Origin of the sequence: Paramicrobacterium chengjingii, assembly GCF_011751765.2 — a bacterium.
In the GTDB taxonomy this organism is placed as follows: Bacteria; Actinomycetota; Actinomycetes; order Actinomycetales; family Microbacteriaceae; genus Paramicrobacterium; species Paramicrobacterium chengjingii.
On sequence record NZ_CP061169.1, the window covers coordinates 307,328 to 334,088 of the forward strand.

The following is a 26,761-nucleotide window of genomic DNA, read 5'->3' on the forward strand; positions in this document are numbered from 1 at the left end:
AGGTCATTCGTGGCAGCACAGCGTAAGAGCACGTCGAAGGCACGGCAGGGCACAACGATGCCCGTCGCCCGAAAGGGCGGAGGCAGAAGCGGCAACCCGGCGGCGCGACCGCTGCAGCACATCAAACCGGCAACGGCGGGTGATTGGATCCGCGCCGCGCGCATTCCGACCTTGCCAATGTCGATCGCACCGGTGCTCGTGGGAACGGGCGCCGCGCGCATTGCGGGGGAACCGGGGGAGTTCCACTGGGTGCGGGCACTGCTCTGCCTCGGGGTCGCCATCGCCCTGCAGATCGGCGTCAACTTCGCCAACGACTATTCCGACGGCATCCGGGGAACCGATCGGCGTCGTGTCGGCCCGGGGCGCCTTGTCGGCTCAGGTAAAGCCAGCCCCCGCAGCGTTCTGACGGCAGCGCTCGTGTTCTTCGGACTCGCAGCGGTTGCCGGAGTGCTCATCACCGTTGCCACACAGCAGTGGTGGCTGATCGCCGTGGGGGCAGCCTGCATTCTCGCCGCGTGGTTCTACACAGGTGGGAAGCGCCCCTACGGGTATTACGCCCTCGGTGAGATCGTCGTGTTCATCTTCTTTGGGCTCGTCGCCACGCTCGGCACCATGTGGGTGCAGGTGGGCCAACTCAACCAGGAGGCGTGGTACGGCGCCGTCGGGGTGGGCCTGATCTCAATGAGCGCGATCCTCGTCAACAACCTGCGCGACCGCGAGTCAGACAAACTCTCGCGCAAGCACACCCTCTCGGTGCTGATCGGCGGACTCGCATCGCGCATTCTCTTCGTCGTGTTGATGCTGGCACCTTTTGCGATCGCGGCGCTCGTCGCGCTGTTCTATTCGGGTATCTGGTACGCCGCAGCTGCGCTGCTCGCCGCACTTCCAGCGTGTCTCATCGTTGTCACGGCGCGCACGCCGAAAGAGCTGGTGCTCGCACTCAAGCTCGTGGGAGTCACGCAGCTGCTGTACGGCGTCGCGTTCTTCTTGGGCTACTCGTTCTAGAAGCAGCTTGCACGGCGCGGCCAGCGCGGCATCCGGGTCAGTCGAGGCGCTTGCCGAGCACGACGACGTCGGATCGGTCGTAACCGAGGCGGCCATAAAACGACAGAACGTCACTATTCTCGCTGCGCACCATGAGTTGAATTTTAGGGATGCCGCGGTCGCGGACCCAGTCTTCGCACGCGGACATCAGATGTGCGCCGAACCCGTGCCCCCGACTGCGCTCGGCGACGGCGAGAGAGTACACCCATCCGCGGTGGCCATCGTGACCCACCATGGCCGTCGCGACAATCCCGACGTCGTCGGTGACAGCGAGCACCGTTGAATCGGGCCCCCGCAGTGCGCGGCGGCAGTCCGCGATTGCGTCGTTCCAGGGGCGGGTGAGTCCCGCTTCGGTCCACAGTGAAACAGCATCCGGAATCTGCTTGTCAGTGAGAGGCGCGATGTTCATCGCTCAATGCTAACCAGCAGTCGCTGGGCGCGGTTCAGCGCACGTCGTCGTCGCTGTGATGCGCGTCGTCGTGATTCTCGTGCGCGTCGGTGTGCTGCGCACTCGCGCTGTGCTCGACGACGTCGTCTTCGGCCTCTTCGTCTGTCGGAGTCTCGTGTGGCTTGTCAGAATCCGCGCCCGTGCGCTTGTTATGAATCGCCACCGCAACCTGTTCGCGCGGGTGGCGAAGGAAGATCAGTGAGATCGCAAACCCGATGAGTGCCGCAACGATTGCCGAGAACCATTCGTTGAAGCCGAGCAACAGCAGAATCGCCAGGGGAACGATGAACGTCAGAAGGCGAAGAACCGTGTAAGTGACGGCAGCGGGAATGCGTTTCACAAGAGAATTCTAGGTTGTTGCGGCTGTCTGAGCGCTGGATGCTGTCATGCCCAGTGCATTAACCGTCTGGGCAGATACCATTAGGGCATGGCACGCCTGCTCTTCATTCTGATTCCGGTGATCGTGGCAATCACGATCTACTCGGTTGTTGACTGCGCCATCATCGACAATCGGCGCGTCAGGGGTCTGTCGAAGCCGGTTTGGATCGTCGTGATCCTCGTGCTTCCGGTGATCGGCCTCGCGTTGTGGTACTTCATCGGCCGAGGCGGCCCCGACCTTGCGCGCGATGTGGCGCCAGACGACGACCCGTCGTTCATCGGCGGTCTGCAGACCGATAGCGTGCAAGACGACCGCATTCGTCAGCTTGAGGAAGAGCTTGCGGCGCTCGATGCCGAAGAAGAGATCATTCGACCGCGCGACGAGAAGAAGAAGCGGCAGGATGCTGCTGAGGCAGACAAACGCAAGCGCGCCGAAGAGGCAGCAGACGGTGATCTGCCAGACGATGACGGACACCCCTCAGACCACGGCCACGGCACGGGGTCGAACAATACGGATGCCTGACGAGTCATCGTCGTCCGGCGAATCGTCGCGAGAATTCGGTGCTGATCCTGACGGCATCCGTCGTACCGATGCAGCGCCCGCAACGACGTACTCGACTGCGCTGCTGACCGGTCTCGCTGCCCGGGGTCTCAGTGACGTCGTCGTGTGCCCCGGCTCGAGGTCGCAGGCGCTTGCGCTCGCGGCCGCCGCTCTCGAGAAGGCGGGGCTGCTGCACGTGCATGTGCGCATCGACGAGCGTTCAGCGGCATTCTTCGCGCTCGGGCTCGGTGTGGAGACCGGTCGTGCGGCTGCCGTCGTGACGACGAGCGGTTCTGCCGTCGCTCATCTGCATCCGGCTGTACTCGAGGCGCATCACTCCGGGGTGCCACTGCTCGTGCTCACGGCCGACCGGCCCACAGAGCTGCAGGGAATCCGCAGCAATCAGACGACTGTGCAACCGGGAATCTTCGGCGGTGCTGTGAGGTTTGAGCGCACCGTCGCCGCCCCGACTGGTAACACCAGCGAGACGGATCGCGCCGCGACTCTTGCGGCTCAAGCGTTGCGGGCTGCGAACGGCCGTGGCATCGCCGGGCCGGGTCCCGTGCATCTGAACATCGCCTTCCGTGAGCCGCTGTCGTCGGCGGTGACGGTGCCGCCAGCCGCCAACTCGTCGGGTTCTGCCTCCCCGTCACCCTCCGCGACCCCCTCGGTCGCTGCCTCCCCGTTACCCCCGGGGACACTCGCCAAGAGTGGCGACGTTTTGTCCCCAAACCTCGCCCTTTTTGGCGGCGGTTCGGTTGCAGACGGAGCGGCTGACCGGGGTGGCGGCGCGGGTGAAGGCGACATTGCGGCACAGAGCACAGACGACACGGATGCCGTGGCGCAGCGACCGTATGTCAGCACCCGATTCGAGCGACCGAGCGCGGTGCTCGACCCAGGGCCGCGCACCGTCGTGGTCGCTGGGCACGCCTCGGGCGCTGTGGCCGAAGAGCTCGCTCATGCCGGCTCATGGCCGCTCATCGCCGAGGTGACGAGCGGTGCACGTTTCGGGCGCAACCTGGTTGTGCCGTACCGCGAGCTGCTGAGCGACCCGCAGTTTGGCGGTCGCATCGAGCGTGTCGTCGTGTTCGGGCATCCAACGCTCAGCCGCGAAGTTCCGGCGCTACTGCAACGCGCCGAGGTCGAAGTGGTTGTCGTCGCACCAACCGGCATCGAGGCGTACAACCCGGGGCGCCGAGCCCGCATCGTCGCCACAGCATCCGTTGCCGATGGCTCCGCCGATCGGCACTGGCTCGGTACGTGGGTCGTTGCCTCGCGCGCCCTCGTCGATGCGGCCGACCGTGACGCTGCCCCGTCGCTCGACGACGGCCACTCCCACGATCCGGCTGCGCGTGCTCGCTTCGCCCGAGCAGAGTTCGCCGCCGTGCGCGCGCCTATCGACCGGCGGATGCTGGTGGAGGAGCTCTGGCGCTCGACGTGGCCGCACGACCGCCTCGTGCTCGCAGCATCCCGCTTGATTCGCGTTGCCGACGCGTTTGTCGCCGGAAAGAAGATTCCTGTGCACGCGAATCGCGGCCTCGCGGGCATCGACGGCACCATTGCCACAGCCCACGGCATCGCGAGTGCGCAGCAGCGCGAGGGGATGCCCGGGGTCACCCGGGTGCTCGTGGGAGATCTCGCTCTGCTGCACGACGCCGGCTCGCTGCTTGGCGGGCACGACGAGCTGTGGCCGCGCCTGCAGGTTGTGGTGGGCAACGACGGCGGCGGAACGATCTTCGACGGACTCGAAGTGGCGCAGTCATCGCAGCGCGACCTCTTTGATCGTGTGCAGTACACGCCGCACAACGTTGACCTGGCTGCGCTGTCGACGGCCTACGGCTGGCAGCACGTGCTCGCGACGAATCGTGCCGAGCTCGACAAAGCGCTCACAACCCCGCGCGAGTCGCCCGTGATCATCGAGGTGCTGCTCGAGCGCTGACGCGCGCCCGTGCCGACTCGTCAGCCTTCGAGAGCGTCGATCACCGGACGGAATTTGATGCGCGTTTCCATGAGCTCGTTCTCTGGCACTGATTCGCCAACGACGCCGCAGCCCGCGTACGCGGTGATGGCGCCGTCGTCGAGCTGTGCGCACCGCAGAGCGATCGCCCACTCTCCGTCACCGTCGGCGCCGACCCAGCCAACGGGCCCGGCATAGCGTCCTCGGTCAAACGGTTCGAGGTCGTCGATCATCGCGATGGCGTCGGGCGTCGGTGCGCCGGCGACTGCCGCGGTCGGGTGCAGCGCCGCGATCAAGTCAAGAGACGACGCACCATCGCTCAGTACGCCCTCAATATCGGTGGCGAGATGCCACAGGTTCGGCAGCTTGAGGGTGAATGGCACTTCGCTCGCGGCGAGATGGGAGGTGTGCATCTCGAGGGAGCGCACGACGCTCTGCACCGCGAACTCGTGCTCGTCGTTGTCTTTCTGCGACGTTGCAAGTGCCACGCTTGCGTGTTCGTCGGCTTCTGGGCCGTCGCCTCGTGCCGTCGTGCCCGCGAGAACCCGTGCGGTCACGGCGCCGTCGGTCACGCTCACAAGCGTCTCTGGGCTCGACCCGATGAGCCCGTCGACGGCGTAAGTCCAGCAGTCGGGGTAGCCCTGTGCTAAGTCGGTGACGAAACGTCGCACATCGCTGTCGGCCGGTACCGAGCCGACGAGGTCCCGCGCGAGCACGACCTTCTCGAGCTCGCCTGCGCGAATGCGACGCACTCCCTCAGCGACGTGCAGCTTGTATGAGTCAGCAGACTCCTGACCCTCCAGAAAATCAACACCGAAAGGCTCGCCGATGGGCGTCGTCTCTGCTGCAGCAGCTTCGGAGGCTTCAAGCATGCCGCCCCGTCCGGTATCGAGTTCGTCACCCTCGAAGCGAATGTGCGTGACCCAGTGGCGCCCGCTGCGGCGACCGACGACGGTCCGCGGAACGATCAGCACGCTTGTCGTCGTCGACAGCGACGAGAACGCGAATGCGCCGAATGCAATCAGGCCGGTGCCGGGAACGCCCACGCGATCAGAGACACGGGCGGATGCTGCCAGGCTCCGCCAGGCGGCGGCGGCATCGGTCAGACGTGTCTCGCCGGTGAACTCGAGGCGCAGGGCCTCGCCGATTCCGACAATGCCTGTGCCTTTGCGCAACCAGACGAGGGGTTCGGATTCGGAGGTATGAGGGATGAGGAGGGACACGTCGCCAACGGGGGTGGTGTCGACGACAAGCCTCGGTGTGTCGGGGTTGGTCACGCTTCAAGAATACGCCGCGCTACCTGGACGATTCGTTCAGCGATCAGTGTCGTCGTCGACGGGAGTAGAGGGTACGACGACGACCTCGACACCTGTCGCTTGGATCGACGCCAGGACGTCTTCGGGAGCGGAGTCATCTGTCACAAGCGTCCACGGCAGTGGCAGGCGAGCCCACCCGTGAACTGGGCTTTGACCGATTTTCTCGCCGTGTGCGAGAACATAGACGTTTCGAGCACGTCGGCAGACGAGCTCCTTGAATCTGAGCTGCTGCAGGTCGGCCTCGCTGATCTCGCCGTCAGGGCTGACGCCATCGGTTCCCAGAAATGCTGTGTCGAACGTCAGCCGCTCTACGGCAGCTTCAGCCAGTGGCCCGACGAAACCTTGGCTGAGAGGTCGATATTGTCCGCCAAGGCAGTACAGCTTTCCCGAGGGAAGGCCGGAGAGCGCGGTGATCACAGAGAGGTTCACTGTAGCTATCGACAAGTCTTCGATGTTTTTCAGCCGAGATGCCAGCGTGGCGACGGAAGAGCCGAGGTCTAGTAGAAGCGTGTCTCCGGGCAGAACCCGTTTGCGCGCCCACTCGGCAATGAGCACCTTCTGCTCGTGCGCCTCGCTCTGCCGTTCGCTGAGCGATGGCTCGGCATGGCCGACGAGGGCGATGGCGCCGCCGTAGGTGCGGGTGATCCGGCCCTCGCTCGTCAGCCGCGCAAGGTCCCGACGGATCGTCGACGACGTGACGTTGAAGTAGACGGCGAGCTCGTCGACATTCGTTGGCCCGCTTGAGATCGCCAACTGAACGATCTTGTCGCGGCGTTCGACTGTCGACGCATGGGTCATGCCTGCTCCCGGTTCGCTGCGAGTTCTATTGCCTGTCTCATGGCTTCGACCATGCTACGTGGATCGGCCTTGCCCGTGCCTGCAATGTCGAATGCTGTGCCGTGATCCACAGACGTGCGAATCACGGGCAACCCGACAGTGATGTTCACGCCGGCCTCGATGCCCAGTACTTTGATGGGACCGTGCCCTTGGTCGTGGTACTGCGCGACGACGAGATCGTAGTCACCGCGTCCGGCGAGAAAGAACAGTGTGTCCGCGGGCAGAGGGCCGGTCACATCGATGCCCTGGGTGCGCGCTGCCTCGACGCCCGGTGCGATCTTCTCCGCTTCTTCTCCGTATCCGAAGAGCCCGCCTTCTCCAGCGTGAGGGTTGATCGACGCCACGCCGATACGTGGATGCGGGTTGCCCGCTGCAACGAGTGCGTCATGACCGCGGCGGATCGTTCGCTCGACGAGCCCCGGCTCGATCTTCTCAACGGCGTCGATCAGACCGAGGTGAGTTGTGACGTGAATGACTTTCAACTTCGGCGTTGAGAGCATCATCGAGACCTCGTCGGTTCCCGTCAGCTTGGCGAGCATCTCCGTGTGCCCCGGGTAGATGTGGCCGCCGAGATGGAGTGCTTCTTTGTTCAGCGGCGCCGTGCAGATGGCGTCAATGCGGAGTTGCTGCGCGAACCGGCACGCTCGTGCAATGTAGCGATAAGCAGCATCTCCGGCGACAGCAGACAGTGCACCCCATGCAAGGTCGCCTGGAATGAGATTCTCATCGATGACATTCAGCGTCCCGGGTTCGCAGATGGCGTCTTCAGGGGCGTCGATGATGTTCATCTTCGGCGATGTGCCGAGAAGTCGTGCAGCCTGCCGCAGCCGATTCGCATCGCCGATGATTATGGGCGTGCACGCGTTGATTATCTCCGCCTCCAGGAGGGCGGAAACAACGATCTCCGGGCCGACGCCAGCGGCGTCTCCCATTGTGACTGCAATGCGCGGTCTTCTTGTCATTGAATGATCCCTCGTGTGAGCGCGCTGAGGCGCGATTGGTGTGGTCAGATGCTCGATTGCATGAACAAGGCTGTCTCGTGTGCCGAAACTTCCCGGTCGCGTGACGATTCGTTTGCGCGAACGAGCGGTGGTCTCGATGAGTCCGGGTTCGATCGTCGCGGCGTAGGTGAGCGTGGTGATACCCAGCTCGTCGAGGAGGTGCCGGGCGGTTTCGCCGCCGGTCAGAATGAGATTGCGTTGTTCAGCGAGCCCTCTCAGAGCGTGAGCCAGATCGCTCGCAAGCTGTGAGCCGGCTGCGGGTCTGGTCGTCTTCGCCAGCGAGACGAGGACGACGTTGTCTCCAGAGAAACGTGTTGAATCCAGCGCGTCGAGTTGGTGCGGGTCGAGCTCGACCACCCGAACCCCTCGGCTTCTCACCTCGGCAACCTGTTCCGTTGCGGATGGCGCGGTGGTCCCCACCACGACGAGCACGGGAGAGATGGATGCCGGGCCGGTCGGCGCGACCGGCTGCAGCGGGGTCGACACTCCTGCAGAGTGCCGACGGAGCGCTTCGGCCAGCGCCCTGCTTCCGGCAAGGATCGCGTGCGCCGGTGCTGTCGAGACAATTGCGTCGAGGTCCGAATCGGTCCGCGCATCACAGATCACGATTCCTCTGCGCATGGCATGGAACTCTCGCAGACCACCGGCGCGGATTTCATCCATGGACAGCTCGACAGCAGCATCTCGAGCGAACAGCTCTGAGATTCGCCGGGGAGGCGCAGAAAGCTCATTCGCCCACATTTGTGTTTCAGACAGTGGCTTGCGTGCAATGCGCAGAATCCCGTCTTCCACCGTGCGATCCGACTGGGGGAGAGCTGGCGCCAGAATGACCATGGACTGCTCACCGAGAGCCGTGAGCTCACACCCTGTATTTCCGCGCAACAGGCTGTCGACCTTCTTGAAGATCGTCACGAAGTTCGGCAGACCGCTGGTGATTCGCGCGACAGTCGTGGCCGCGTGTTCCGGCTTGATGTCGCGGGATCCGGTGTCGACGACAAGCACGGGACTTCCAGGGAGCCAGAGGTCATCGATGTCGTCACGGGTTGGCGAGTGCAATACGATCCGTGCGCCATTCACCTGATCGAAGGCAAGAGCAGAAGCGACCTCGGCGGCTCCCGTCAAGTCGTCGGCAATCGCAAGAATCGGCGATACAGCCATCACACCCCCTTTGATATTTCCTCGTCGATGCTCATCAAAACACGGCATCGTAGTTTATTGCGCATTTCACGCTAAAAGACTTGCGCGAAATATGCAAGCATGATTGCATTGCTAATCATCACGAACGTGATGCTTTTTCACCTGGTCGCTCTAAAAGCGTCTGACGATCGAGGAGGTCAAGGATGACCGCGAAATCTCAAGAAGTAGCTGCTTCACTCACTCCGGCTTCAACAGCGATGTTCTCACGGAGAGGACTACTACGTTTCGGCCTTGTCGCCGGCGCGGGCATCGCATTCGCCCCCAGCCTCTCAGCGTGTGCGGGGCCGGGTGGCGGCGGCGCAGCGAGTGCGGCGTCTGGCACGCTCACCCTCGGGCTCAACCGTTCGCTCGTGAGCATCGACAACAAAATGAACCAGTTTGATGCGGCAGTGACCGTGCAGCGCGCGGTCCGCCAGGCTCTCACACGGGTCAGCGGCGATCTCACGATCAAGAATGTTCTCGCTGAATCATTTGAAGCGGTATCGGACACCCAATGGAAGGTCGTCTTGCGGGACGATGCAGTCTATTCGGACGGCACGCCTGTCGTCGCAAAGGACGTGACAACGGCTCTCGACATGTACAAGCAGGTCGAGGGCGGCTTCCTGCAACCGCAGTTCTCAGAATGGCCCGTGGTCACGGAGGTGAGCGACAAGGAGCTCACGCTCGATACGCAGAAGCCAATTCCGACTCTCGACTTCCTGATGTCAAACGTCTTGATCACGCCAGCGGATGCCAATGAGCCCGCTGAACTTCATGATGGCGTTGGGTCGGGACCGTACCTTGTGGAATCGAGCGAGAGCGGTTCTGGATCGTATGAGTTTGCGATCAACGAAGAATATTGGGGAGAAGCGCCCAAGATTGCGAAGGTGAACATTCGATTCATTTCGGAAGAGTCAAGTCGTGTTTCCGCCATTCGTGCCGGTGAGGTCGACGTCATCGACTCGATCACTCCAGAATCAGCAGAGCAGTTGAAGTCTGTTGACGGAATCGAGATCGATTCGGTGACGGGCACTCGTTTCAATCACCTCTTCTTTAACTTCCGTAAACCGAAAGATCATCCCATTGCAAACCCCGAGGTGCGACGCGCCCTCAGTTACGCGGTGGACGGAAAGACGATCATCGATTCGATCTTCAGCGGGAACGCGGAGCAGGCTAACGGAGTGGTGCCCTTCACTCTGAACGGCTTCTCGGAGGTCGGCGAGTTCGCGTACGACCCGGACAAGGCGACGTCAGAGCTGAAGCGTCTCGGGGTGAAAGACCTTGCGCTGAACCTGATCTGGGAAGAAGGAGAGTACCCCGCTGACACGTTGGTGATGCAAGCTCTCGTAGAAATGTTCAGCGCTGTCGGAGTGACGCTTTCGCTTAAATCGTTCGAGGCAGGCGGCGACATCGGCAAATGGCGTCGCGGTGAAGGAGGTGACTGGGACATTCTCGGTAACGGCTATGGCAATCAGACAGGGCTCGCGCTGACGACAATGGAGGGAATGTACGCAGGAACCGCCGAGAAGGAGAAGACGCACGACTCGTATCACGGCTTCGTGTTCCCCGAGGTTGCCGATCTCATCCATCAGGCCACGTCGACGGGAGACGAGAGGGCGCGAAATGAGCTTCTCGCACAGGCCCAGCAGAAGACGTGGGATCTGACCCCGTCATTGTGGGCATTCGTGCCGAAGGTCTTGCTGGCACGTCGCACACGCGTGCAGAACCTCGAGCTCTCGCCCATCAACTCCTATGACCTCTCCGCGGTCAGCCTCAAGGACTAGTTACGTACGATGCTTCGGTACCTGATCTCGCGCCTCGGGCAGAGCCTGCTCACGGTTTTTCTCACAATCTCCGCGGTTTTCGTACTCGTTCGCATGGCACCGGGCGACCCGGCATACTCGCTTGCCGGTCCGCTCGCCAGCACGGCCGAACTGGACCGTGTGCGCGAGAGCATGGGGCTCAACGAACCGCTCGTCACCCAGTACGTGATCTTTCTCAAAGACCTTGTGCAGGGAAACATCGGAATGTCGTACTCCTTCCGCGCTCCCGCCCTTGAAGTGGTGTTCGACCGCCTTCCGAACACTATTACGCTCGCCGCCGCTGCGATTCTGCTCACAGCTGTAATCGCGATTCCGCTCGGGGTGTGGATGGCGAAGAGGGCAGACACCAAGAGAGAGCTGACGGCGAACATTGTCACTATCGTCGGGCAGTCAATGCCCGACTTCTGGATCGGCGTGATGCTCATCACATTCTTCGCCGTGGCCATCCCGATCTTTCCTGTGGCCGGGTTCGGCTCCTGGGCGGGAATCGTTTTGCCTGCGGCGACGATTGCCACGCTGCAAGTGGCATTGATCTCACGAATGGTGCGGAGAGAGATGGTGCAGAATCTCCAAGCTCCGTACTTTACGATCGCGCGTTCCCGAGGGGTGACGGGGCCGGCTCTCACCTGGGGATACGGATTCCGCAACTCTGCCGTTCCTGTCGTAACGGCGCTAGGCACACGATTCGCGAGCATGCTCAACGGCGTCGTCGTCGTGGAGGTCGTCTTCGGCTGGCCCGGAATTGGCTCCCTCGTGGTGCGAGCACTTGAAACTCGTGACTATCCACTGATCCAAGCGACAGTTGTCGTAACGGCAGTGCTGACGGTTGTCGTGCAACTGCTGATCGACCTCACATATCCGCTACTCGATTCCCGAGTGAAGTTAGGAAAGGTGCAGGCATGACGAGCGTCACGACCAAAGGCACGAGCGCTGTCACCTCCAAACTCCTGCGAAAAGCAGGCTTTGCGCGCAAGGCCCGTGCGAGCAGGGTCAAGATCTGGACAGGCGCGGCCCTGACACTCGTTGTCGTGCTGCCCATCGTCTTCGTGCGATCTCTGCCGATTCCCAGCGCCAGCGAACAGGGCCTCGCCGAGAGGATGCTGCCTCCGCTGACGGACGGGCACCTCTTTGGCACAGACCAGCTCGGGCGTGACCTGCTCGCACGAGTGATGTACGGAGGGCAGGTTTCGCTGCTCATTGGGGTGCTCGCTGTCGTCATTTCGGGAACCATCGGCATTATTCTGGGTTCGCTCGCCGGGTACTACGGTGGAAAGGTCGACGGGATCATCTCACGACTCATCGAAGCCCAGCTTTCGCTGCCACTTCTCATGATGCTACTTCTTGTCGTCGCGCTCTTCGGATCGAGCATCCCGGTCATTACCTTCGTGATCGCGATAGCAAACTGGCCGGAGCCGGCACGGCTCACGCGATCCCTCGTTATGGTCGAGCGGGAGAAGCCATACGTAGAGGCGGCTCGAGTGCTCGGCGTCAAGCGACTCGGAGTGCTCGTGAAGCACGTTCTTCCGAATGTGATCGCTCAGGCAATCGTGGTTGTTCTCCTGCTGCTCGCCCAGGCCGTGCTTCTCGAAAGTGCTCTGAGCTTTCTCGGTGCTGGCCCGCAGCGCCCGTTTCCTACGTGGGGCAGAATCATCTCAGATGGACAAGATGTGATCACCAGCGCGTGGTGGCTTGTCACGCTTCCCGGTGTTGTCATCGCCTCCCTGGTCGTTGGTGTCAACCTTCTCGGTGACGGACTCAGAGACTTCTCTCGGCGAAAGAAGGCGTCACAATGAGTGTTCTTCGTGTCGAAGATCTTCAGATTGAACTGATGACCGACGCCGGGGTGATCCGCGCAGTGGACCGTGTGTCTTTCACCCTCGAGAAGGGGGAAACGGTGACGATCATCGGCGAGTCCGGCTCAGGAAAATCGACCACGGCCATGGGGATTCTCGGCCTGCTTCCCGCGGATCTCGCCGTGACAACAGGGATCGTCGAGATTCAGGGAATCGATGTGCTGGGCAAACCGAGGCAGCTTGAGAAAATGCGCGGTCGTCAGGTTGCGCTCATTCCGCAGGATCCGATGACTGCCCTGAGCCCGACCCACACAATCGGCAAACAGCTCGGCGGTGCCGTGCACCGCGGCTCGACTGTTCGGCTCAGCACCGCGCAGACAACGCAGAGGAGCATCGAGCTTCTCAATCACGTGAGGATCCCTGATCCCCGTGAGCAGCTCGATAAATACCCTCATCAGCTATCGGGGGGAATGCTTCAACGCGTGCTCATCGCGTCGGCGCTCGCGGCTGATCCGGTGCTCATCGTCGCTGACGAGCCAACGAGCGCTCTTGATGTGACGGTGCAGGCAGGCATCCTGGATCTGCTTCTCACACTCCAAGAAGAATCGCAGTTGGCAATGCTTCTGATTACTCATGATCTTGGAGTCGCGCGCGTGGTCTCCGACCGCATCAAGGTGATGCGAAACGGCAGATTCGTCGACCGTGGGCCGGCTGATGAACTGGTCTCCCACCCGACAGTCGAGTACACGCGTCAACTCCTTGATGCGGTTCCTCAACTGGGTCCGTGGAACGGTGGTGCGCAATGAGCGAAGCGGCACTTCTCGACGTGAAAAGCCTGATCGTTGAATACCCCACGCGATCAGGTCCATTCAGAGCCGTCGATAACGTCAGCTTTTCTGTGAAGCGGGGCAAGACTCTCGGGATTGTTGGTGAGTCAGGATGCGGCAAGTCGACGATCGCGCGCTCGATTGTGCGTCTGTTGCGACCGACGTCGGGGCAGATCGCACTCAACGGCGTCGATCTCGTGCCGATGTCTGAGCGACAGTTTCGGCCTCTGCGTTCGCGGATCCAGATGGTATTCCAAGATCCGTACGGATCGCTCAACCCGCGAATGACGGCGCAAGATCTCATTGCAGAGCCAATTGGCATGCGTGTGCGCGAGCTTTCCCGCGAACAACGACGCGTCAAGGCCCGTGAGTATCTTGAACGCGTCGGACTGCCAAGTACCGCTGCCGAACGGCGTGCTCACGAATTCTCCGGTGGGCAACGACAGCGCATCGGGATAGCACGGGCGCTTGCCTGCGAACCCGATCTCATTGTGCTCGATGAGGCGACGAGTGCGCTTGATGTTTCTGTGCAGGCTCAGATTCTTCGGCTCCTGAAAGATCTTCAAGACGAGACCCACAGCACGTTCATCGTCATCTCGCACAATCTCGGAGTCGTACGAGAGATCAGCGAATCGGTTGTCGTGATGTCAAAGGGCCGAATCGTGGAACACGGCGACACGCAACGGGTGCTTGAGTCGCCGGTCGACCCGTACACGCGCACTCTGCGGGCTGCTGCTCTTGACCCGACGACCATGGTGGGCATCAAACCGCGTGAGGTGCTCAGCATGTTCCGGCAAGTGAGCACACCGACCGATGTCGTCCGCATGGCGACGACCGAATAGAGGAGAACACCCGATGCAGCAAGACATCGTCACGGGTTCCGTGGCTCTGGGCACGATGACGTTCGGTGACACGGTCGATGAGAGTGTGGCGTCTCGTATGGTCGGCACAGCCCTCGATCGAGGTGCCACGATGATCGACACAGCAAACGGCTATGCGGGTGGAGAAAGCGAAAGGATGCTGTCGCGCATTCTGCCTCACGATCGAAGCAGCTTCCGCATCGCGACGAAGGCTGGAATGCCAACGGCAGATGCAGCAGGAAGACCACCGCTCTCGCGTTCTGCACTGGTTGACAGTGTAAATAACAGCCTTAGACGGCTGAATCTTGACTACGTGGATGTGCTCTACCTGCATCAGCCCGACCGTGAGACACCACTCGATGAGACCGTGACCGCCATAGCTGACCTGCACACGGCCGGCAAGATACGGGCGATCGGCGTGTCGAATTTCTCTGCATGGCAGGTAGCGGACGTTATCGCAACGGCCGATGCTCTTGGTGCGCCGGCCCCGGTCGTCGGTCAGCAGCTCTACAATTTGGTTGCGCGCAACGTCGAGCGAGAGTACATGGAGTTCGCTCGTACGCGTGGTCTGTTGACGATGGTCTACAACCCGTTAGCCGGGGGACTGCTCACAGGTAAGCACGCGTTGACCCAGAACCCAAGCAGTGGGCGCTTTGCGACATCGGGGCTCTCTGCCATGTATCGCAAGAGGTACTGGACACCAGAGCTCTTTGACGCGGTAGCACGGCTGCACGATGTTGCTCGAGTCGCAGAGATCTCGCTCGTCGAGGCGTCGTTCAGGTGGCTCTTGTCGCGACAAGCGGTGGACGCAGTCCTTGTCGGGGGGTCAAGTCTTGAGCAGCTTCAGCAGAACTTCGACTATCTCGACAAGGGGCCGCTTGACGCGCAGATTGTCGATGAACTCGACGAGCAGACGGCTCCCCTCTTCGGAGCAATGCCCCCATATAACCGGTGACGAATCAATAACAGACGTAAGGGAGAGCACGAATGAGCGCGGCACACAATTTTGCAGCGAGGCTTCGGTCGAAGGAACGTCTTATCGGCTATTGGTCGATGATGGACGCTCACATCGTCGTTGAGCGCCTCGCTCGCGTCGGCTACGACTACATCTGCATCGATGGACAGCATGGGCTTCTCGACTACAAGGGTTGGCTCAACGCGCTCTTGGCAATTGACGCGGGTGCAGCGCTGGGAAACACGCCGACTGTGGGCATGGTGCGAGTGCCCGCAAACGATCCTGCGTGGATCGGGCAGGCGCTTGATGCGGGCGCTGTGGGAGTTATCGTTCCTCTGATCAATACCGAGGCGGACGCGGCGCGAGCGTCTGACGCTGCCCATTACCCGCCTATGGGTACGCGGTCCTACGGGCCTATGCGCGCCCAGCTGCGCATCTCGACTGATTTGGCCGAAGCCAACGAATCGGTCGTGTGCATTGCCATGATCGAGACGCCTCAGGGCTTGGAGAACGTCGCGGAGATTGCGGCGGTACCGGGCATCGATGCCCTGTACATCGGACCGAGCGATCTGCGGATCGCTGTTGGCGGTTCCAGTTCGACAGATGCTGCGGTCGACTCGGTATTCTTGGAGGCGCTTCGCCGGGTCAGAGAAGCGGCTGGGGATCTGCCCGTCGGCATTCACACTCCGTCAGGGGAGGTCGCACACGCGAGGCTTGCGGAAGGCTTCGACTTCGTGACGATCGCGTCTGACCTCGTGCATCTTGAGCAAATCGCGACGTCGCATCTCGCTGTCGCGGGATCGTAGTTCTCGCCCAGGTGCCGGCATCTAAACTGAGGGCATGAGCAAGAGCGCAGATCTCGAGAAGCAGCCCGAGCAGGTGTCGGCGATGTTCGATGAGGTCGCCGAACGCTACGATCTCACGAACGACGTGCTTTCGGTCGGGAACGACCGCTTGTGGCGGCTCGCACTGCGCCGTGCCGTCGATCCACTTCCCGGCGATCGCGTGCTCGACCTCGCCGCAGGCACCGGCACGTCGAGCGCTGCACTCGCCGCGACGGGAGCGACCGTTGTCGCCGCCGATTTCTCTGCGGGAATGATCGCGGAGGGCCGTCGTCGATTCGGGCACCTGCCGAACATCGATTTCATCGAGGCTGACGCCACGAATCTCCCTTTCGCAGACGACGAATTCGATGCCGTCACCATCTCGTTCGGCCTGCGCAACGTCGTTGACCCGAAGAAGGCGCTCGTCGAGATGCTGAGGGTGACCAAGCCCGGTGGACGCCTTGTGGTGTGCGAGTTCTCCACGCCGCCGACCGCCCTCGTGCGCAGCGCCTACAACCTCTACATAGCCAAGATCATGCCGCTTATTGTGCGCGTCGTCAGCTCCAACTCCGAGGCATACACGTACCTCAACGAGTCGATCCGCGCCTGGCCCGATCAGAAGGGTCTCGCACTGTGGCTGCGTGAGGCCGGGTGGGGCAACGTCGAGCATCGCAACCTCACTGCAGGGATCGCGGCAATGCACCGCGCGTTCAAGCCCGGCGGGTAACGGCATCCGGTATCGAAGCTGTGACGTCCGAGGACGGATAGGGTAGTGGGGTGGATGTGAGCACGACCCCTCGCGACACTCGACTGTCGCAGCAGCTGGGCCTAACCGAGCGCATGATGATGAGCCCGGCGATGCGTCGTGTCGTCAGCGAGATCGACGAAGGACTTGTTGAGATCGAACGTCAGCTGATCGGCGACCTCGAGTTCACGGATTCGGTGGCGGACGCGTCGGGACGCTACCTTCTCGAGGCGGGTGGCAAACGTGTGCGCCCCATGCTCATTCTTCTCGCTGCGCAGCTCGGCGACGGCAACACACAAGATGTCTACGATGCCGCGAAGGCGATCGAGATCACCCACCTCGCGTCGCTGTACCACGACGATGTCATGGACCACGCAGACCGCCGCCGTGGGGTGCCGAGCGCACACACCGTGTGGGGCAATTCGGTAGCGATTCTTACGGGAGACCTGCTGTTTGCTCGTGCGAGCCAGCTGATGGCGAACCTCGGCGAGAAGGCAATCAGGCTTCAGGCAGACACATTCGAGCGCCTCGTGCTCGGTCAGCTGCACGAGACAGTCGGCCCCGAGAACGGTGAAGACGAAGAGAAGCACTACATTCAGGTTCTTGCCGACAAGACCGGTTCTCTCATCTCGACAGCTGCACGCGCCGGAGCACTTTTCGCCAATGCACCAGGAGACGTGCAAGGCCCGCTGCGCGAGTACGGCGAGAAGATCGGTGTCGCTTTTCAGCTCGTCGACGACGTCATCGACCTTTCTCCGCAGCCCGAGCAGACGGGCAAAGTGCCGGGAACGGATCTGCGCCAGGGCGTCGCAACGCTGCCCATGATCTACCTCCGTCAAAGTGCACAGACGGATGCCGCCGACGCGGACCTCGTGCGACGGATCGATGCCGAGTCGGGCGACCTCGACACCGCGACATCCGAATCATTCGCCAACGCCGTTGGGGAGCTTTATGCGCACCCGGTGACGGAGCGCACCCGTGCCGAGGCGAAGAAGTGGGCGGCCGAGGCGATCGCCGCTCTTGACGGTTTGCCTGATGGGCCCGTGAGAGAAGCCCTCAATCGATTTGGCCGCAAGCTGGCCGACAGAGACAAATAAGCGCCCGCGTCACCCGCAGCGTACCCAACCAAAGGAATCATGTGACAAAGCTGAGACTCGCCGTTGTCGGTGCCGGCCCGGCAGGTATCTACGCCTCGGACATCCTCTTGAAGGCAGAGCGCAAGTTCGACGTGTCGATTGATCTGTTTGAGCAGCTCCCTGCACCGTACGGACTCGTTCGCTACGGTGTCGCTCCTGACCACCCGCGCATCAAGGGGATCATCAATGCTCTGCGTGATGTGCTCGATCGGGGCGACATTCGCATTTTCGGAAACGTCCGTTATGGAGAAGACGTCACGCTCGACGACCTCAAGAATCACTACAACGCAGTGATCTTCGCAACGGGTGCCATTCGCGACCACAGTCTCGACGTGCCTGGCGTCGAACTCGAGGGTTCCTACGGCGCGGCGAGCTTTGTCAACTGGTACGACGGGCACCCCGATGTGCCGCGCGAGTGGCCGCTCAACCACAAGTCTGTCGCTGTTGTCGGCAATGGAAACGTCGCCCTCGACGTGGCGCGTGTGCTCGCGAAGCATGCTGACGACTTGCTGCCAACCGAGATTCCCGACAATGTGTATGAGGGTCTTCAGGCGTCGCAGGTGACCGACGTGCATGTCTTCGGGCGTCGTGGTCCGGCTCAGGTGAAGTTCACCCCGCTCGAGCTGCGTGAGTTGGGCGAGCTGAACGACGTTGACATGGTGCTCTATGAGGAAGATTTCGATTATGACGAAGCCTCGAAGCAGGCGATCGCCAGCAACAAGCAGGTGATGGTCATCGACCGCATCATGACCAAGTGGCGTGAGCGCGAGACCGGCCAGGCGTCGCGTCGCCTTCACTTGCATTTCTACGCAAAACCACTCGAAGTTCTCGATGATGGTCAGGGGAATGTGGCCGCATTCCGATACGAGCGGACGCGCCCCGATGGTGAGGGCGGAGTAGAAGGAACGGGCGAGATTCGCGAGGTGGAGATCGGGCAGCTGTACCGTGCGATTGGTTATTTCGGCTCGCCGCTTGACGGCATCCCCTTCGATAAGAAACTCGGGATTGTGCCCAACCATGAGGGTCGGGTGATGGATCGCAAGACAAACGAGCAGGTGCATGGGGTCTATGCCACGGGCTGGATCAAGCGTGGCCCGATCGGTCTCATCGGCCATACCAAGTCGGATGCGATGGAGACGGTGTCGCACATCATCAACGATCAAGGCAATTGGTGGACGCCGGATTCGCCCGAGGAGCAGGCGATCGTAGATCTTCTTGACGAACGCGGTGTCGAGTACACGGACCTTGATGGCTGGCACAACCTGGATGCGCATGAGGTCGCCCTCGGCGAGCCGCACGAGCGTGCCCGCATTAAGGTCGTTCCGCGCGACGAGATGGTGAAGATCTCCCGCGGGAAGTAGCTCGGCGCTCAGAACCCGATGTCGCGACGTGTTCGCAGAGGGCGGGCGGTTAGGGTGCGGGATAGTAGAACGGGAGGCGCTCACTCCACTCACCGATAGTGAATGTCAGATACTCCCCGTTTCCAGGGTCGGACTTGCCAAACTCATCCTGGAACGTGAGGTGCAGGGATTCGTTGCCGTCGCCGGTGGTCTCAAACCAGCTCGCAAAGCTATTGGCCACCTCCACCGAGATTGAGTCGCTGTTCATCCCCGGTCCGCACTGCGGCTGGCCCAGGTCCAGGCTGCCGCTCAGATACCAGGACCCGTCGGCCTGCACCCAGTCGTATTCGACATTCGAGATTTCATACGTTTCGGGGTCTGCCTCTTCGATATCGACTTCCCACGATTTCGTGACCTGCTGTGGTGCGGCATCGGTCACAGACGCGAACCCGAAGATGTCCTCGATCCACGAAAAGATCGCAATCATCTTATTGACTTTGTTGCCGCCAGTGGGAACCGTGTCTTCCGCGTGCCCGACAATGACCCCGCCGAACTCCGTTTCGCTTTCCGACGGGTTTTCGGGGAGATCAAACTTGAGTGTTAACGTGCTTCCTTCGGGTATTTGTCGACCATCACTCGTGGTGATCGTAATCGCGGTATCCACATATTGTTCGCCCCCGCATACAACGAGCTTTGCCGAAAAATCTTGCAACACCAGAAGGTCTGCCGTGATGATGACGGGTGGTGTTGTGGATGCTGCAGCTGCAGGTGTAGCGGCGGCGACTGCGATGACAGGCACCGACCAGGCGCCCACCTTCATCAGCGTTCGGCGATCTGTTTGCGGCTCGATAGACATGGGTGCCCCTCAGCTTGTTGTGCCACGAATCGCAGTGGACGCTACTCCCGTGTGACGCTGATTGCGCCCCACGTTCGGGGGTCGCAGCGGGCGGTTAGTCCACGCTGTTCCGGCTGAATTGTTGGGAGACAGAAGGGTATACAGCGTACAGTCGCCGAATGTCACAGTGCGGTAACGAACGGGGACTGACGAGTGAAAACTGCCGTTTCGGGTGTCTTCTTGAAGTGATGATTGCGAAGACGGAATTGGTGCATGCGGCGATCGCTCTCGCCGACGAAGGTGGGCTTGATGGCGTGAGCATGCGCAAGCTTGCCAAGAGTCTCGACGTGTCACCCATGGGGATCTACCACCACGTGAATGATCGAGACGACCTTCTCGACGAGATGGCACGCACGATCACCGGAACGCAGGCCATCGTCACGGCAGAAGGCGAAGGAGCGCGTGAGTTGCTCGTGCACTACGCTTTCACGGTTCTCGGCTCGCTCTGCAGTCACCCCTGGCTGCTGCATATGGTCATGACACCAGGCCGCGTACACCAGCTGGTGGCGCCAAACGACATGCAGCGCCTGCTCGACGCGCTCGGCGCAGCGGGACTTGACGCCGACCAATGCCGCGACAGCGTTCTCGGAGTGAGCGCGCTCGCCGTCGGGTCGGCCAGCTTTGTGGTGGAGTCCGATCGATGCCGCGACGACGTTGTTCACGCTCTCGAGAGTGCGCTCAGGGCGATGACCGCTGGGCTGACCGATGAAGCACCGCGAGCACGGTTAGCCCAGGTCTGAGAGATCGATGACGAACCGATACCGCACGTCGTTGCGGGCAAGACGGTCGAGTGCCGTATTGACCTGTGAAGAGGGGAGCACTTCGACGTCCGCCACAATGTCGTTCTCGCCGCAGAAATCCAAGAGCTCCTGTGTATAAAGGCGACCCCCGCTGCCGGCGGAGGTCAGGCTTTTGCGACCGATGAGCACCGACAGAATGTCAAGTTTCACCTCGCCGAGATATCCGACCACGCACAGCGCCCCGTCGAGGGCGAGAGCATCCAAGTAAGGCTTAAGCGGATGCTCGACAGCAATCGTGTCGATGATGAGGTCATAGCGCCCGCGCGCTCTGCTCTGCGCGTCTTCGTCCGTGGAGACGATCACGTCATCGGCGCCGAGGGCTCGTGCGTCGTTGGCTTTGGACGGAGACGTGGTAAACACCGTCACCGACGCACCACGTGCTCGCGCAAGCTTGACGGCAAGGTGCCCGAGGCCGCCCAATCCCACCACGCCGACGGTGGTGCCAGGGCCGACGTTCCGTTGGCTCAGCGGCTCCCAGACCGTAATCCCTGCACACATTAATGGGGCAACGGCTGCCGAGTTAAGGTGTGCCGGGCGATGGTAGACGAATCTCTGGTCCGCTACATACTCATGGGCATAGGCGCCAAGCGTCGCAGAGCCATCGACGCGGTCCCGGCCGCCATAGGTTGTCGTAGGGAACTCTCGACAGAAGTTCTGCTGTTCGCTTCGGCACATGTCGCACACTCCGCAGGAGTCCACGATGTTGCCGACGGCAACGGGATCGCCTACAGCGAACCCGACGACCTCCGTGCCGATCGCGCTGACCGTGCCGACGAACTCGTGACCGGGGACAAGCAGCTCATCTGATCCACTGGCCTCATGATCGTGCAGAGCGTGGAGGTCAGAGTGGCAGACACCGCAATAGGTGACTTCGATGGCGACGTCAGACGGTCTGAGGTCACGACGTTCGATTCGCTGTGCGGTGACGGCTGATGATCCGCGTGCCCCATATGCCATCGTGTGACGCATACTGTGTCCTTCCAAGAAAACAAACTGGTTAGTTTGCAATGTAATGCATCACGGTCCATAGGTGCAAACTGACTAGTTGGTAATCTGGAGTTATGGCAGAAGCAACGCTGACGGCACGGGGGATTGCGACACGACGGCGAATTCTGGATGCCGCGACCGCGGAGTTCGCCGCGCACGGCATCGCCGGTGCGCGAGTGGATCGCATCGCGGCATCCGCTCGCACGAACAAGGCGCAGCTCTACGCCTACTTCGGCAGCAAGGATGCCTTGTTTGACGCGATCTTCGACGCGTCGATGCAGCACATGCTCGACGCTGTGCCGATTGATGCCGATGACCTTGCGGATTGGGCCGTTCGTCTCTACGACGAGTACCTTGAGCGCCCAGAGCTCATTCGCCTGGCGACGTGGGCGCGGCTTGAGCGGCGACCGGTCGGGCATCTTTCTGCCGATTCGCGGCGGGTCGACGAAGAGAAACTCGCGGCGATTGCAGATGCTCAAGCATCCGGAACGATCGTCGGTGACGTTGCTGCGTTTGACGTGATGGCCATGGTGATCGCGATGTCAATGGCGTGGTCGCCTGTGAGCAACGTCTATGCGGCAACGTCGGGGGAGCCCGATGATGTGCATAGCGCGCGACGCGAGTTTCTGCGTACTTCTGTTGCACGGGCCATCGCGGTTTGAAGGTGAAGCCATGGTCGCGACTGCACACATGAGGGGAAAGTGAGCCGCGACCATGACCCCTAAAACATGAATAATACTCATGTTTAAGGTTCCCCGGTGCCCCCAGTGAGGGGCTCGTTGCGGCAACGTCAGAAGAACGCTATCGCTTCCAGCGACTTCGATACGCTGACTGTATGGTCACGTGGGAGCCGGACATCCTCGGGGAGCGCTTCGAGCGCGCCACTCTGCCGCTCACGCCCGACCCTCAAGGCGAGGTTGTCGCAACATTGGTGCGCACTCGCCGTTCTGCACTGCAGCGACTCGCGGCATCCGTCACACCGCTTTCAGACGTTGACGTGCTCTACGTTCACGGGTGGGTCGACTACTTCTTTCAGCGTCATCTTGCAGAGGCCTGGGAAAGTGCGGGCGCCCGCTTTCACGCTGTTGACCTGAGAAAGTATGGTCGGAGCTTGCGCGAGCACCAGACTCCTGGCTATATCAGTGACCTCGACACGTACGACGAAGACATCGAGGTGGCTCTCTCGGCGATGGGGCATGGCGAGGCGCAGTCAACGAACCGGCGGCTGTTCATCATGGCGCACTCGACGGGCGGACTCACAATGAGCCTGTGGGTCAATCGGCATCCGGGGCGCGCGAGCGCACTTGTGCTCAACAGCCCGTGGCTCGAGTTTCAGATCGGCGGACTCGGGCGAGAGGCGTTGACGCCCTTGCTTGAGATCGGAGCGCGCATTACACCACTTCGTTCGCTTCCGCAGGTGGACTTCGGCTTTTATACGCGCACGATCTCCGATCAATTCGAAGGCGAGTGGCGCATCGACCCGCGGTGGCGCCCAGAGCGAGGATTCGCCACGCACACCGCCTGGCTCGCCGCCGTGTTCACCGCACAGCGAAAGGTGGCCACGGGTCTTTCCATCGACGTTCCCGTGCTCGCGCTTTTGTCGTCGAAATCCACGATCTCGCGCACCTGGTCGGAGGAGATGCGTACGTCAGACATTGTGCTCAACGTGGATGAGGTTGCCCAGCGGGTTCCGCGACTGGGACGAAACGTGACGCTGGTTCGCATCGACGGAGCGATGCATGACGTCACCTTGTCGGCGGCTCCTGTGCGCGAACGCGTGCGTTCCGAATTGCGGCGTTGGCTCAACGGGTACGGGCGTACACGGTGACAACTACCCATGGATGCCTGTGCGGCAAGAGGTTATCCTGACCGGCATGACAGAGCAGCAGCCATGGCAGCCTCAACAGCCGCCGCAGCCTCAACAATCGATGTCGCAGCCTCTGCACCAGGCTGGTCCCCCCGCGGTCTTGACCGCACTCATCGCATCGGCATTCATCGTCGTAATTGCGATCGTCGACACCGTTCTGGGGATTGTGAAACTGACCATCGCGTTCGGGCCGGACTTCAGCCCAATCCTCTACACGTTCATTCCGACCGTGCTCTTTGCGCTCGCAGCCTTCCTTTCGCTTGCGTTCATCAAACCGGTTCCGTTACGTCAACCTGTGGCGGCCGTTGCTGTGCCCCTGCTGATCGCCGGCGGCATCGGCTTCATCGTGCTCATCGTGATGCAAATCATCTTCGCCACATTTGACTCGATGTCGGGTCGCCCGTTCACGCTGAACCTGGGTAGTGTCATTGCGACAACGCTCATCTACACGCTCGTGCTCACGTGTGGCGCGCTTTTCGCACGGGCGAATTCCCAGGCGCAAGAACTTCGCGCTGGCGTGCCGGTGGGACAAAGTTCAATTCCGGCCGCGCTGTTCGTTGCAGGAGTGGCGACGGCTGAATCCGCCATTGTCACGTTGCTTTTTTCGCTTGGACTCATCGATTTTGCAATGGTATTGCCGTGGGTGGGCCTTGCATTGCTGCGCGGCGCATTCTTCGGCGTCGGCGTTTTCCTGACTGTCGCGTTCATTCGTCCGCTCGCGCGGAATCGAGGTACCGCGGACGTTGCCATCGGCGCCGTCATTTCCGGTGCCCTGGGCTACGCTGCGATGCTTCTTTTCGGTATCGCGGCATCTTTGTTCCAAGGTGGCCTTGGGCACTTCTTCGCGTTCACCGTCTTCGAAATGATGGTGAACGCGATCGACGGGATGGCTGTCGTCGCGCTTTCGATCCTCGCGCTCTTGGCCTGGCGCGGGCAGCGCGTGCTGACCCAACCCCAGTCACCTCAGGGCCGGTGGCCGCAGCATCCTGGCCCGCAGAATTCAGCGGCTGTGCAGCCACCCGCCAACCCGTACGTGCCACCGCAGCAGCCGGGCCAACAGGGGCAGCAGAATCCCCGTGGGCAGATGCCGCCGTGGCGGCCCGAGGCGTAGCACGGGCAGCGCGTTCTCACACACGGCGGATGAGCGGGAGCACAATATCGTCGACGAACTCGACGATGGCTGCGGCTGTCGGCGGCGCGAACGTCATCACGTACTCGTGACGGAAGAGCGTGAAGGGAAGGTCGACGATGCGAGGCGTGAGCTTGTCGGCATCCACTTCGCCTCGCTCGACGGCACGTGCCAGAATCGTCGTCACCGAGGTATCGCGTGAGCCGAGCATGTCGGCGCGCAGCTCCGCGGGCGTCAGCCCAACGTCTTCGAAGTGGCTTGACGCGAGCGCTGTCAGCATCGCCGCTACCGAGTTTTCAGGACCCGACGCGTTGCGCAGCGATTGAATGAGATCGTCACGCACGTTGCCCGTATTGGGGGTCTTCGGTACTACCGAGGCGCCGCGCTGCCGCACAGTCGCGCGCAACAGTTCTTCGCGACTGCTCCACCGGCGGTAAAGCACGGGTTTGCTCGTGCGTGCACGCGCGGCGACCGTGTCGACGGTGAATCGCGCATACCCTTCTGCGAGAAGCTGATCCCAGGCGGCCGCCAAGATGGCATCCTCAAGTTCTGCTCCGCGTCTGCGCGTCTTGGCGGCATCCACTTGCTTATCCCTTCGTCGCAGAAGCTTCATCGTCAAGGCTCTCACGGCGGAACGCGATCGCGGGAATGAGCGCGACGGCGGTGATGCCGATCAGCCACCAGAACGCCGTCTGATATCCGGCCGTCACGTCGGTGGCTGCGGAGTTTTGCAGCACGACCGCCACCACGGCGATGCCCAGAGATGCTCCGATTTGCTGCACGATTCGGGTCACCATTGTCGCGTGCGCCATCTCCTCGTGCTCGACATCGGCATAGGCCACCATCATGGGGGCCATGATCACGGCCCCGACTCCGAGACCGCGGACAAAGAGAGCGCAACCCAGCCACCATCCGCTCGCGTCGGGGTCGGCGACCGCAAACGGGATGGTTGCAAGCGCGGTGAGCAGAAAGGCGCCGATCGTAAGCGCCCGTGCTCCGAACCGGGCGGCAAGTCTGCCCGCCACGATGCGTGCAAGCAACGCGCCGACTCCCTGCGGAACGAGCACGAGGGCGGCGGACAGGATGCTGTCTCCGCGAACCTGCTGCCAATAGAGGGGGAGCAAGAACATTCCGGCGAACATCGTGGCACCCGCCGTAAACAGCGTGCCCGACGATGCGGCAAGCGATCGCAGCCGCAAGAGCGAGATATTGACAGCTGCACGAACGCCGCGGCGGACCGCCCACGTGATGAATGCGCCAATAAGTGCGAGACCGCCCGCGAGCGGTACGAGAACGTCTGCTTGCCCGAATCCGCCGTCTGACGCGACGTTTGAGAGGCCGAGCACGATGCAGACAAGTGACGGAATAAGGAGGGCGAGTCCGATCACATCGACCCGTGTGCTCTGTGGGCTCCGCGGAGCATCCGGGGCGATCAACCGCCAGGCCATCACGAGTCCCACGCCGATGAGGGGCACGTTGATCAGGAAGAGCCAGCGCCAGCCTGCGGCATTCAAGACGATGCCGCCGAGCACGGGCCCGATGACCGGGCCCAGCGCGAGGGGCACGCTGATCGCTGCGATTGTTGTTGCCATCACCTTCGTGCTTGCCTTGCCGATCGCCTGGACGGCGAGGGTCTGCATGAGTGGGAAGATCATGCCTGCCCCGAAGCCCTGCAATGCGCGAAAGACAATGAGGCTCGTGTCATTCCACGCGCATGCGCACGCTACCGAGAAGATCACGAAGATCGTGAGCGTCGCCATCCACGATCGTTTGCCGCCGAATGTGCTTTGCGCCCACCCGCTGAGAGGGATCGCCGCTACGAGTGCAAGAAGGTACGCAGTGACGACCCACTGAATTGTTGTGGGTGTCGAGTGCAGATCGGTGCTCACGTGATCGAGAGCGATCGTCACGATCGTCGAGTCGAGAATGGCAGCAGCCCCGCCGACGATGAGTGCCGCGAGCGTGCGCGTGGTCGCGGGGTGCAGGTGCTCGGTTGCGGATGTTGGGGTGGATGCCGTGCTCATAGCGCTCCTTATATTAGAAACCGATCGGTATCTAATATAGGCGCACTTTTGCATTTAA

The 26,761-nt window shown here is 61.7% G+C and carries 26 protein-coding genes; 17 read left to right on the forward strand and 9 right to left on the reverse strand.

What is annotated here, in order from left to right; genetic code table 11:
- Window positions 1–9: 9 nt before the first annotated feature.
- A complete protein-coding gene (locus HCR76_RS01600; protein WP_235934392.1) occupies window positions 10–1,005 on the forward strand; it encodes a 1,4-dihydroxy-2-naphthoate polyprenyltransferase in 996 nt (331 codons plus the stop codon).
- Between the two features lie 37 nt (window positions 1,006–1,042).
- On the opposite strand, the gene HCR76_RS01605 is transcribed toward HCR76_RS01600, so the two are convergent.
- On the reverse strand, window positions 1,043–1,453 hold the full coding sequence (locus HCR76_RS01605; protein WP_166985417.1) for a GNAT family acetyltransferase: 411 nt from the start codon (window positions 1,451–1,453) through the stop codon (window positions 1,043–1,045).
- A 34-nt stretch (window positions 1,454–1,487) separates the two neighbouring features.
- On the reverse strand, window positions 1,488–1,832 hold the full coding sequence (locus HCR76_RS01610) for a DUF4229 domain-containing protein (protein WP_166985414.1): 345 nt from the start codon (window positions 1,830–1,832) through the stop codon (window positions 1,488–1,490).
- Between the two features lie 87 nt (window positions 1,833–1,919).
- Here HCR76_RS01610 and HCR76_RS01615 point away from each other — a divergent pair, with 87 nt between their 5' ends.
- Together HCR76_RS01615 and HCR76_RS01620 are read left to right on the forward strand one after the other, a co-directional pair.
- Window positions 1,920–2,393 carry a PLD nuclease N-terminal domain-containing protein gene (locus HCR76_RS01615; RefSeq protein ID WP_166985411.1) on the forward strand — a complete coding sequence of 158 codons (474 nt, stop codon included), beginning with the start codon at window positions 1,920–1,922 and terminating at the stop codon, window positions 2,391–2,393.
- Window positions 2,386–4,350: a thiamine pyrophosphate-binding protein gene (locus HCR76_RS01620; protein WP_166985408.1), complete on the forward strand. Its 1,965-nt coding sequence runs from the start codon at window positions 2,386–2,388 to the stop codon at window positions 4,348–4,350. Before HCR76_RS01615 ends, HCR76_RS01620 begins: the two co-directional genes overlap by 8 nt.
- Window positions 4,351–4,370: 20 nt before the next feature.
- Here the strand turns inward: HCR76_RS01620 and HCR76_RS01625 are convergent, their stop codons facing one another.
- The 3 genes from HCR76_RS01625 to pdxA are packed head-to-tail and all read right to left on the reverse strand — an operon-like array spanning window position 4,371 to window position 8,680.
- Window positions 4,371–5,645 carry an isochorismate synthase gene (locus tag HCR76_RS01625; protein ID WP_166985405.1) on the reverse strand — a complete coding sequence of 425 codons (1,275 nt, stop codon included), beginning with the start codon at window positions 5,643–5,645 and terminating at the stop codon, window positions 4,371–4,373.
- A gap of 36 nt (window positions 5,646–5,681) precedes the next feature.
- On the reverse strand, window positions 5,682–6,482 hold the full coding sequence (locus tag HCR76_RS01630) for a DeoR/GlpR family DNA-binding transcription regulator (RefSeq protein ID WP_166985402.1): 801 nt from the start codon (window positions 6,480–6,482) through the stop codon (window positions 5,682–5,684).
- Window positions 6,479–8,680, reverse strand: a complete 2,202-nt coding sequence (gene pdxA / locus HCR76_RS01635) for a 4-hydroxythreonine-4-phosphate dehydrogenase PdxA (RefSeq protein ID WP_166985399.1) — start codon at window positions 8,678–8,680, stop codon at window positions 6,479–6,481. The genes HCR76_RS01630 and pdxA overlap by 4 nt, the downstream gene beginning before the upstream one ends.
- Window positions 8,681–8,862: 182 nt before the next feature.
- Between pdxA and HCR76_RS01640 the strand changes: the two genes are divergently transcribed.
- From HCR76_RS01640 to HCR76_RS01685, 10 genes are all read left to right on the forward strand, one after another.
- A complete protein-coding gene (locus tag HCR76_RS01640; RefSeq protein ID WP_166985397.1) occupies window positions 8,863–10,482 on the forward strand; it encodes an ABC transporter substrate-binding protein in 1,620 nt (539 codons plus the stop codon).
- A gap of 9 nt (window positions 10,483–10,491) precedes the next feature.
- On the forward strand, window positions 10,492–11,424 hold the full coding sequence (locus HCR76_RS01645; protein WP_166985394.1) for an ABC transporter permease: 933 nt from the start codon (window positions 10,492–10,494) through the stop codon (window positions 11,422–11,424).
- Window positions 11,421–12,314 (forward strand): ABC transporter permease, encoded by an 894-nt coding sequence (locus tag HCR76_RS01650; RefSeq protein ID WP_166985391.1) that lies wholly within the window; start codon window positions 11,421–11,423, stop codon window positions 12,312–12,314. The genes HCR76_RS01645 and HCR76_RS01650 overlap by 4 nt, the downstream gene beginning before the upstream one ends.
- Window positions 12,311–13,120 (forward strand): ABC transporter ATP-binding protein, encoded by an 810-nt coding sequence (locus HCR76_RS01655; RefSeq protein WP_166985388.1) that lies wholly within the window; start codon window positions 12,311–12,313, stop codon window positions 13,118–13,120. Before HCR76_RS01650 ends, HCR76_RS01655 begins: the two co-directional genes overlap by 4 nt.
- The gene (locus HCR76_RS01660; protein WP_166985386.1) at window positions 13,117–13,983 is read left to right on the forward strand and encodes an ATP-binding cassette domain-containing protein; all 867 of its coding nucleotides are present in this window, start codon (window positions 13,117–13,119) and stop codon (window positions 13,981–13,983) included. Before HCR76_RS01655 ends, HCR76_RS01660 begins: the two co-directional genes overlap by 4 nt.
- 13 nt (window positions 13,984–13,996) lie before the next feature.
- Window positions 13,997–14,956 (forward strand): aldo/keto reductase, encoded by a 960-nt coding sequence (locus HCR76_RS01665; protein WP_244971454.1) that lies wholly within the window; start codon window positions 13,997–13,999, stop codon window positions 14,954–14,956.
- A gap of 32 nt (window positions 14,957–14,988) precedes the next feature.
- The gene (locus tag HCR76_RS01670; RefSeq protein ID WP_166985380.1) at window positions 14,989–15,762 is read left to right on the forward strand and encodes an HpcH/HpaI aldolase family protein; all 774 of its coding nucleotides are present in this window, start codon (window positions 14,989–14,991) and stop codon (window positions 15,760–15,762) included.
- 34 nt (window positions 15,763–15,796) lie between these two features.
- Entirely contained in the window at window positions 15,797–16,507 is a 711-nt protein-coding gene (locus tag HCR76_RS01675) for a demethylmenaquinone methyltransferase (RefSeq protein WP_166985377.1), read from the forward strand.
- 113 nt (window positions 16,508–16,620) lie between these two features.
- Window positions 16,621–17,622, forward strand: coding sequence for a polyprenyl synthetase family protein (locus HCR76_RS01680; RefSeq protein ID WP_166988033.1), 1,002 nt, complete (start codon window positions 16,621–16,623; stop codon window positions 17,620–17,622).
- A 41-nt stretch (window positions 17,623–17,663) separates the two neighbouring features.
- The gene (locus HCR76_RS01685) at window positions 17,664–19,022 is read left to right on the forward strand and encodes an FAD-dependent oxidoreductase (RefSeq protein ID WP_166985376.1); all 1,359 of its coding nucleotides are present in this window, start codon (window positions 17,664–17,666) and stop codon (window positions 19,020–19,022) included.
- A gap of 49 nt (window positions 19,023–19,071) precedes the next feature.
- On the opposite strand, the gene HCR76_RS01690 is transcribed toward HCR76_RS01685, so the two are convergent.
- Window positions 19,072–19,857: a hypothetical protein gene (locus HCR76_RS01690; protein WP_166985373.1), complete on the reverse strand. Its 786-nt coding sequence runs from the start codon at window positions 19,855–19,857 to the stop codon at window positions 19,072–19,074.
- A gap of 158 nt (window positions 19,858–20,015) precedes the next feature.
- Between HCR76_RS01690 and HCR76_RS01695 the strand changes: the two genes are divergently transcribed.
- The gene (locus HCR76_RS01695) at window positions 20,016–20,636 is read left to right on the forward strand and encodes a TetR/AcrR family transcriptional regulator (RefSeq protein WP_166985370.1); all 621 of its coding nucleotides are present in this window, start codon (window positions 20,016–20,018) and stop codon (window positions 20,634–20,636) included.
- Here the strand turns inward: HCR76_RS01695 and HCR76_RS01700 are convergent.
- Window positions 20,622–21,665: an NAD(P)-dependent alcohol dehydrogenase gene (locus HCR76_RS01700; RefSeq protein ID WP_166985367.1), complete on the reverse strand. Its 1,044-nt coding sequence runs from the start codon at window positions 21,663–21,665 to the stop codon at window positions 20,622–20,624. The genes HCR76_RS01695 and HCR76_RS01700 overlap by 15 nt on opposite strands.
- A gap of 92 nt (window positions 21,666–21,757) precedes the next feature.
- Between HCR76_RS01700 and HCR76_RS01705 the strand changes: the two genes are divergently transcribed.
- The 3 genes from HCR76_RS01705 (at window position 21,758) to HCR76_RS01715 (ending at window position 24,661) form a co-directional block, all read left to right on the forward strand.
- Window positions 21,758–22,345 (forward strand): TetR/AcrR family transcriptional regulator, encoded by a 588-nt coding sequence (locus HCR76_RS01705; protein ID WP_166985364.1) that lies wholly within the window; start codon window positions 21,758–21,760, stop codon window positions 22,343–22,345.
- Between the two features lie 173 nt (window positions 22,346–22,518).
- On the forward strand, window positions 22,519–23,511 hold the full coding sequence (locus HCR76_RS01710) for an alpha/beta hydrolase (protein ID WP_166985361.1): 993 nt from the start codon (window positions 22,519–22,521) through the stop codon (window positions 23,509–23,511).
- 46 nt (window positions 23,512–23,557) lie between these two features.
- Window positions 23,558–24,661 carry a hypothetical protein gene (locus HCR76_RS01715; protein WP_166985358.1) on the forward strand — a complete coding sequence of 368 codons (1,104 nt, stop codon included), beginning with the start codon at window positions 23,558–23,560 and terminating at the stop codon, window positions 24,659–24,661.
- Between the two features lie 16 nt (window positions 24,662–24,677).
- Here HCR76_RS01715 and HCR76_RS01720 read toward each other — a convergent pair whose 3' ends face one another.
- On the reverse strand, window positions 24,678–25,307 hold the full coding sequence (locus tag HCR76_RS01720) for a TetR/AcrR family transcriptional regulator (protein ID WP_198248115.1): 630 nt from the start codon (window positions 25,305–25,307) through the stop codon (window positions 24,678–24,680).
- Entirely contained in the window at window positions 25,267–26,703 is a 1,437-nt protein-coding gene (locus HCR76_RS01725) for a DHA2 family efflux MFS transporter permease subunit (protein ID WP_166985355.1), read from the reverse strand. The genes HCR76_RS01720 and HCR76_RS01725 overlap by 41 nt, the downstream gene beginning before the upstream one ends.
- Between the last annotated feature and the right edge of the window lie 58 nt (window positions 26,704–26,761).

Excerpts from the sequence above, each read along its gene's own strand:
- HCR76_RS01605 (WP_166985417.1), bottom strand. The coding sequence starts at position 1,453 with ATGAACATCGCGCCTCTCACTGACAAGCAGATTCCGGATGCTGTTTCA.
- HCR76_RS01615 (WP_166985411.1), top strand. The coding sequence starts at position 1,920 with ATGGCACGCCTGCTCTTCATTCTGATTCCGGTGATCGTGGCAATCACG.
- HCR76_RS01620 (WP_166985408.1), top strand. The coding sequence starts at position 2,386 with ATGCCTGACGAGTCATCGTCGTCCGGCGAATCGTCGCGAGAATTCGGT.
- HCR76_RS01630 (WP_166985402.1), bottom strand. The coding sequence starts at position 6,482 with ATGACCCATGCGTCGACAGTCGAACGCCGCGACAAGATCGTTCAGTTG.
- pdxA (WP_166985399.1), bottom strand. The coding sequence starts at position 8,680 with ATGGCTGTATCGCCGATTCTTGCGATTGCCGACGACTTGACGGGAGCC.
- HCR76_RS01640 (WP_166985397.1), top strand. The coding sequence starts at position 8,863 with ATGACCGCGAAATCTCAAGAAGTAGCTGCTTCACTCACTCCGGCTTCA.
- HCR76_RS01645 (WP_166985394.1), top strand. The coding sequence starts at position 10,492 with ATGCTTCGGTACCTGATCTCGCGCCTCGGGCAGAGCCTGCTCACGGTT.
- HCR76_RS01650 (WP_166985391.1), top strand. The coding sequence starts at position 11,421 with ATGACGAGCGTCACGACCAAAGGCACGAGCGCTGTCACCTCCAAACTC.
- HCR76_RS01655 (WP_166985388.1), top strand. The coding sequence starts at position 12,311 with ATGAGTGTTCTTCGTGTCGAAGATCTTCAGATTGAACTGATGACCGAC.
- HCR76_RS01660 (WP_166985386.1), top strand. The coding sequence starts at position 13,117 with ATGAGCGAAGCGGCACTTCTCGACGTGAAAAGCCTGATCGTTGAATAC.
- HCR76_RS01665 (WP_244971454.1), top strand. The coding sequence starts at position 13,997 with ATGCAGCAAGACATCGTCACGGGTTCCGTGGCTCTGGGCACGATGACG.
- HCR76_RS01670 (WP_166985380.1), top strand. The coding sequence starts at position 14,989 with ATGAGCGCGGCACACAATTTTGCAGCGAGGCTTCGGTCGAAGGAACGT.
- HCR76_RS01675 (WP_166985377.1), top strand. The coding sequence starts at position 15,797 with ATGAGCAAGAGCGCAGATCTCGAGAAGCAGCCCGAGCAGGTGTCGGCG.
- HCR76_RS01680 (WP_166988033.1), top strand. The coding sequence starts at position 16,621 with ATGATGATGAGCCCGGCGATGCGTCGTGTCGTCAGCGAGATCGACGAA.
- HCR76_RS01690 (WP_166985373.1), bottom strand. The coding sequence starts at position 19,857 with ATGTCTATCGAGCCGCAAACAGATCGCCGAACGCTGATGAAGGTGGGC.
- HCR76_RS01695 (WP_166985370.1), top strand. The coding sequence starts at position 20,016 with ATGTCACAGTGCGGTAACGAACGGGGACTGACGAGTGAAAACTGCCGT.
- HCR76_RS01700 (WP_166985367.1), bottom strand. The coding sequence starts at position 21,665 with ATGCGTCACACGATGGCATATGGGGCACGCGGATCATCAGCCGTCACC.
- HCR76_RS01705 (WP_166985364.1), top strand. The coding sequence starts at position 21,758 with ATGGCAGAAGCAACGCTGACGGCACGGGGGATTGCGACACGACGGCGA.
- HCR76_RS01710 (WP_166985361.1), top strand. The coding sequence starts at position 22,519 with ATGGTCACGTGGGAGCCGGACATCCTCGGGGAGCGCTTCGAGCGCGCC.
- HCR76_RS01715 (WP_166985358.1), top strand. The coding sequence starts at position 23,558 with ATGACAGAGCAGCAGCCATGGCAGCCTCAACAGCCGCCGCAGCCTCAA.
- HCR76_RS01725 (WP_166985355.1), bottom strand. The coding sequence starts at position 26,703 with ATGAGCACGGCATCCACCCCAACATCCGCAACCGAGCACCTGCACCCC.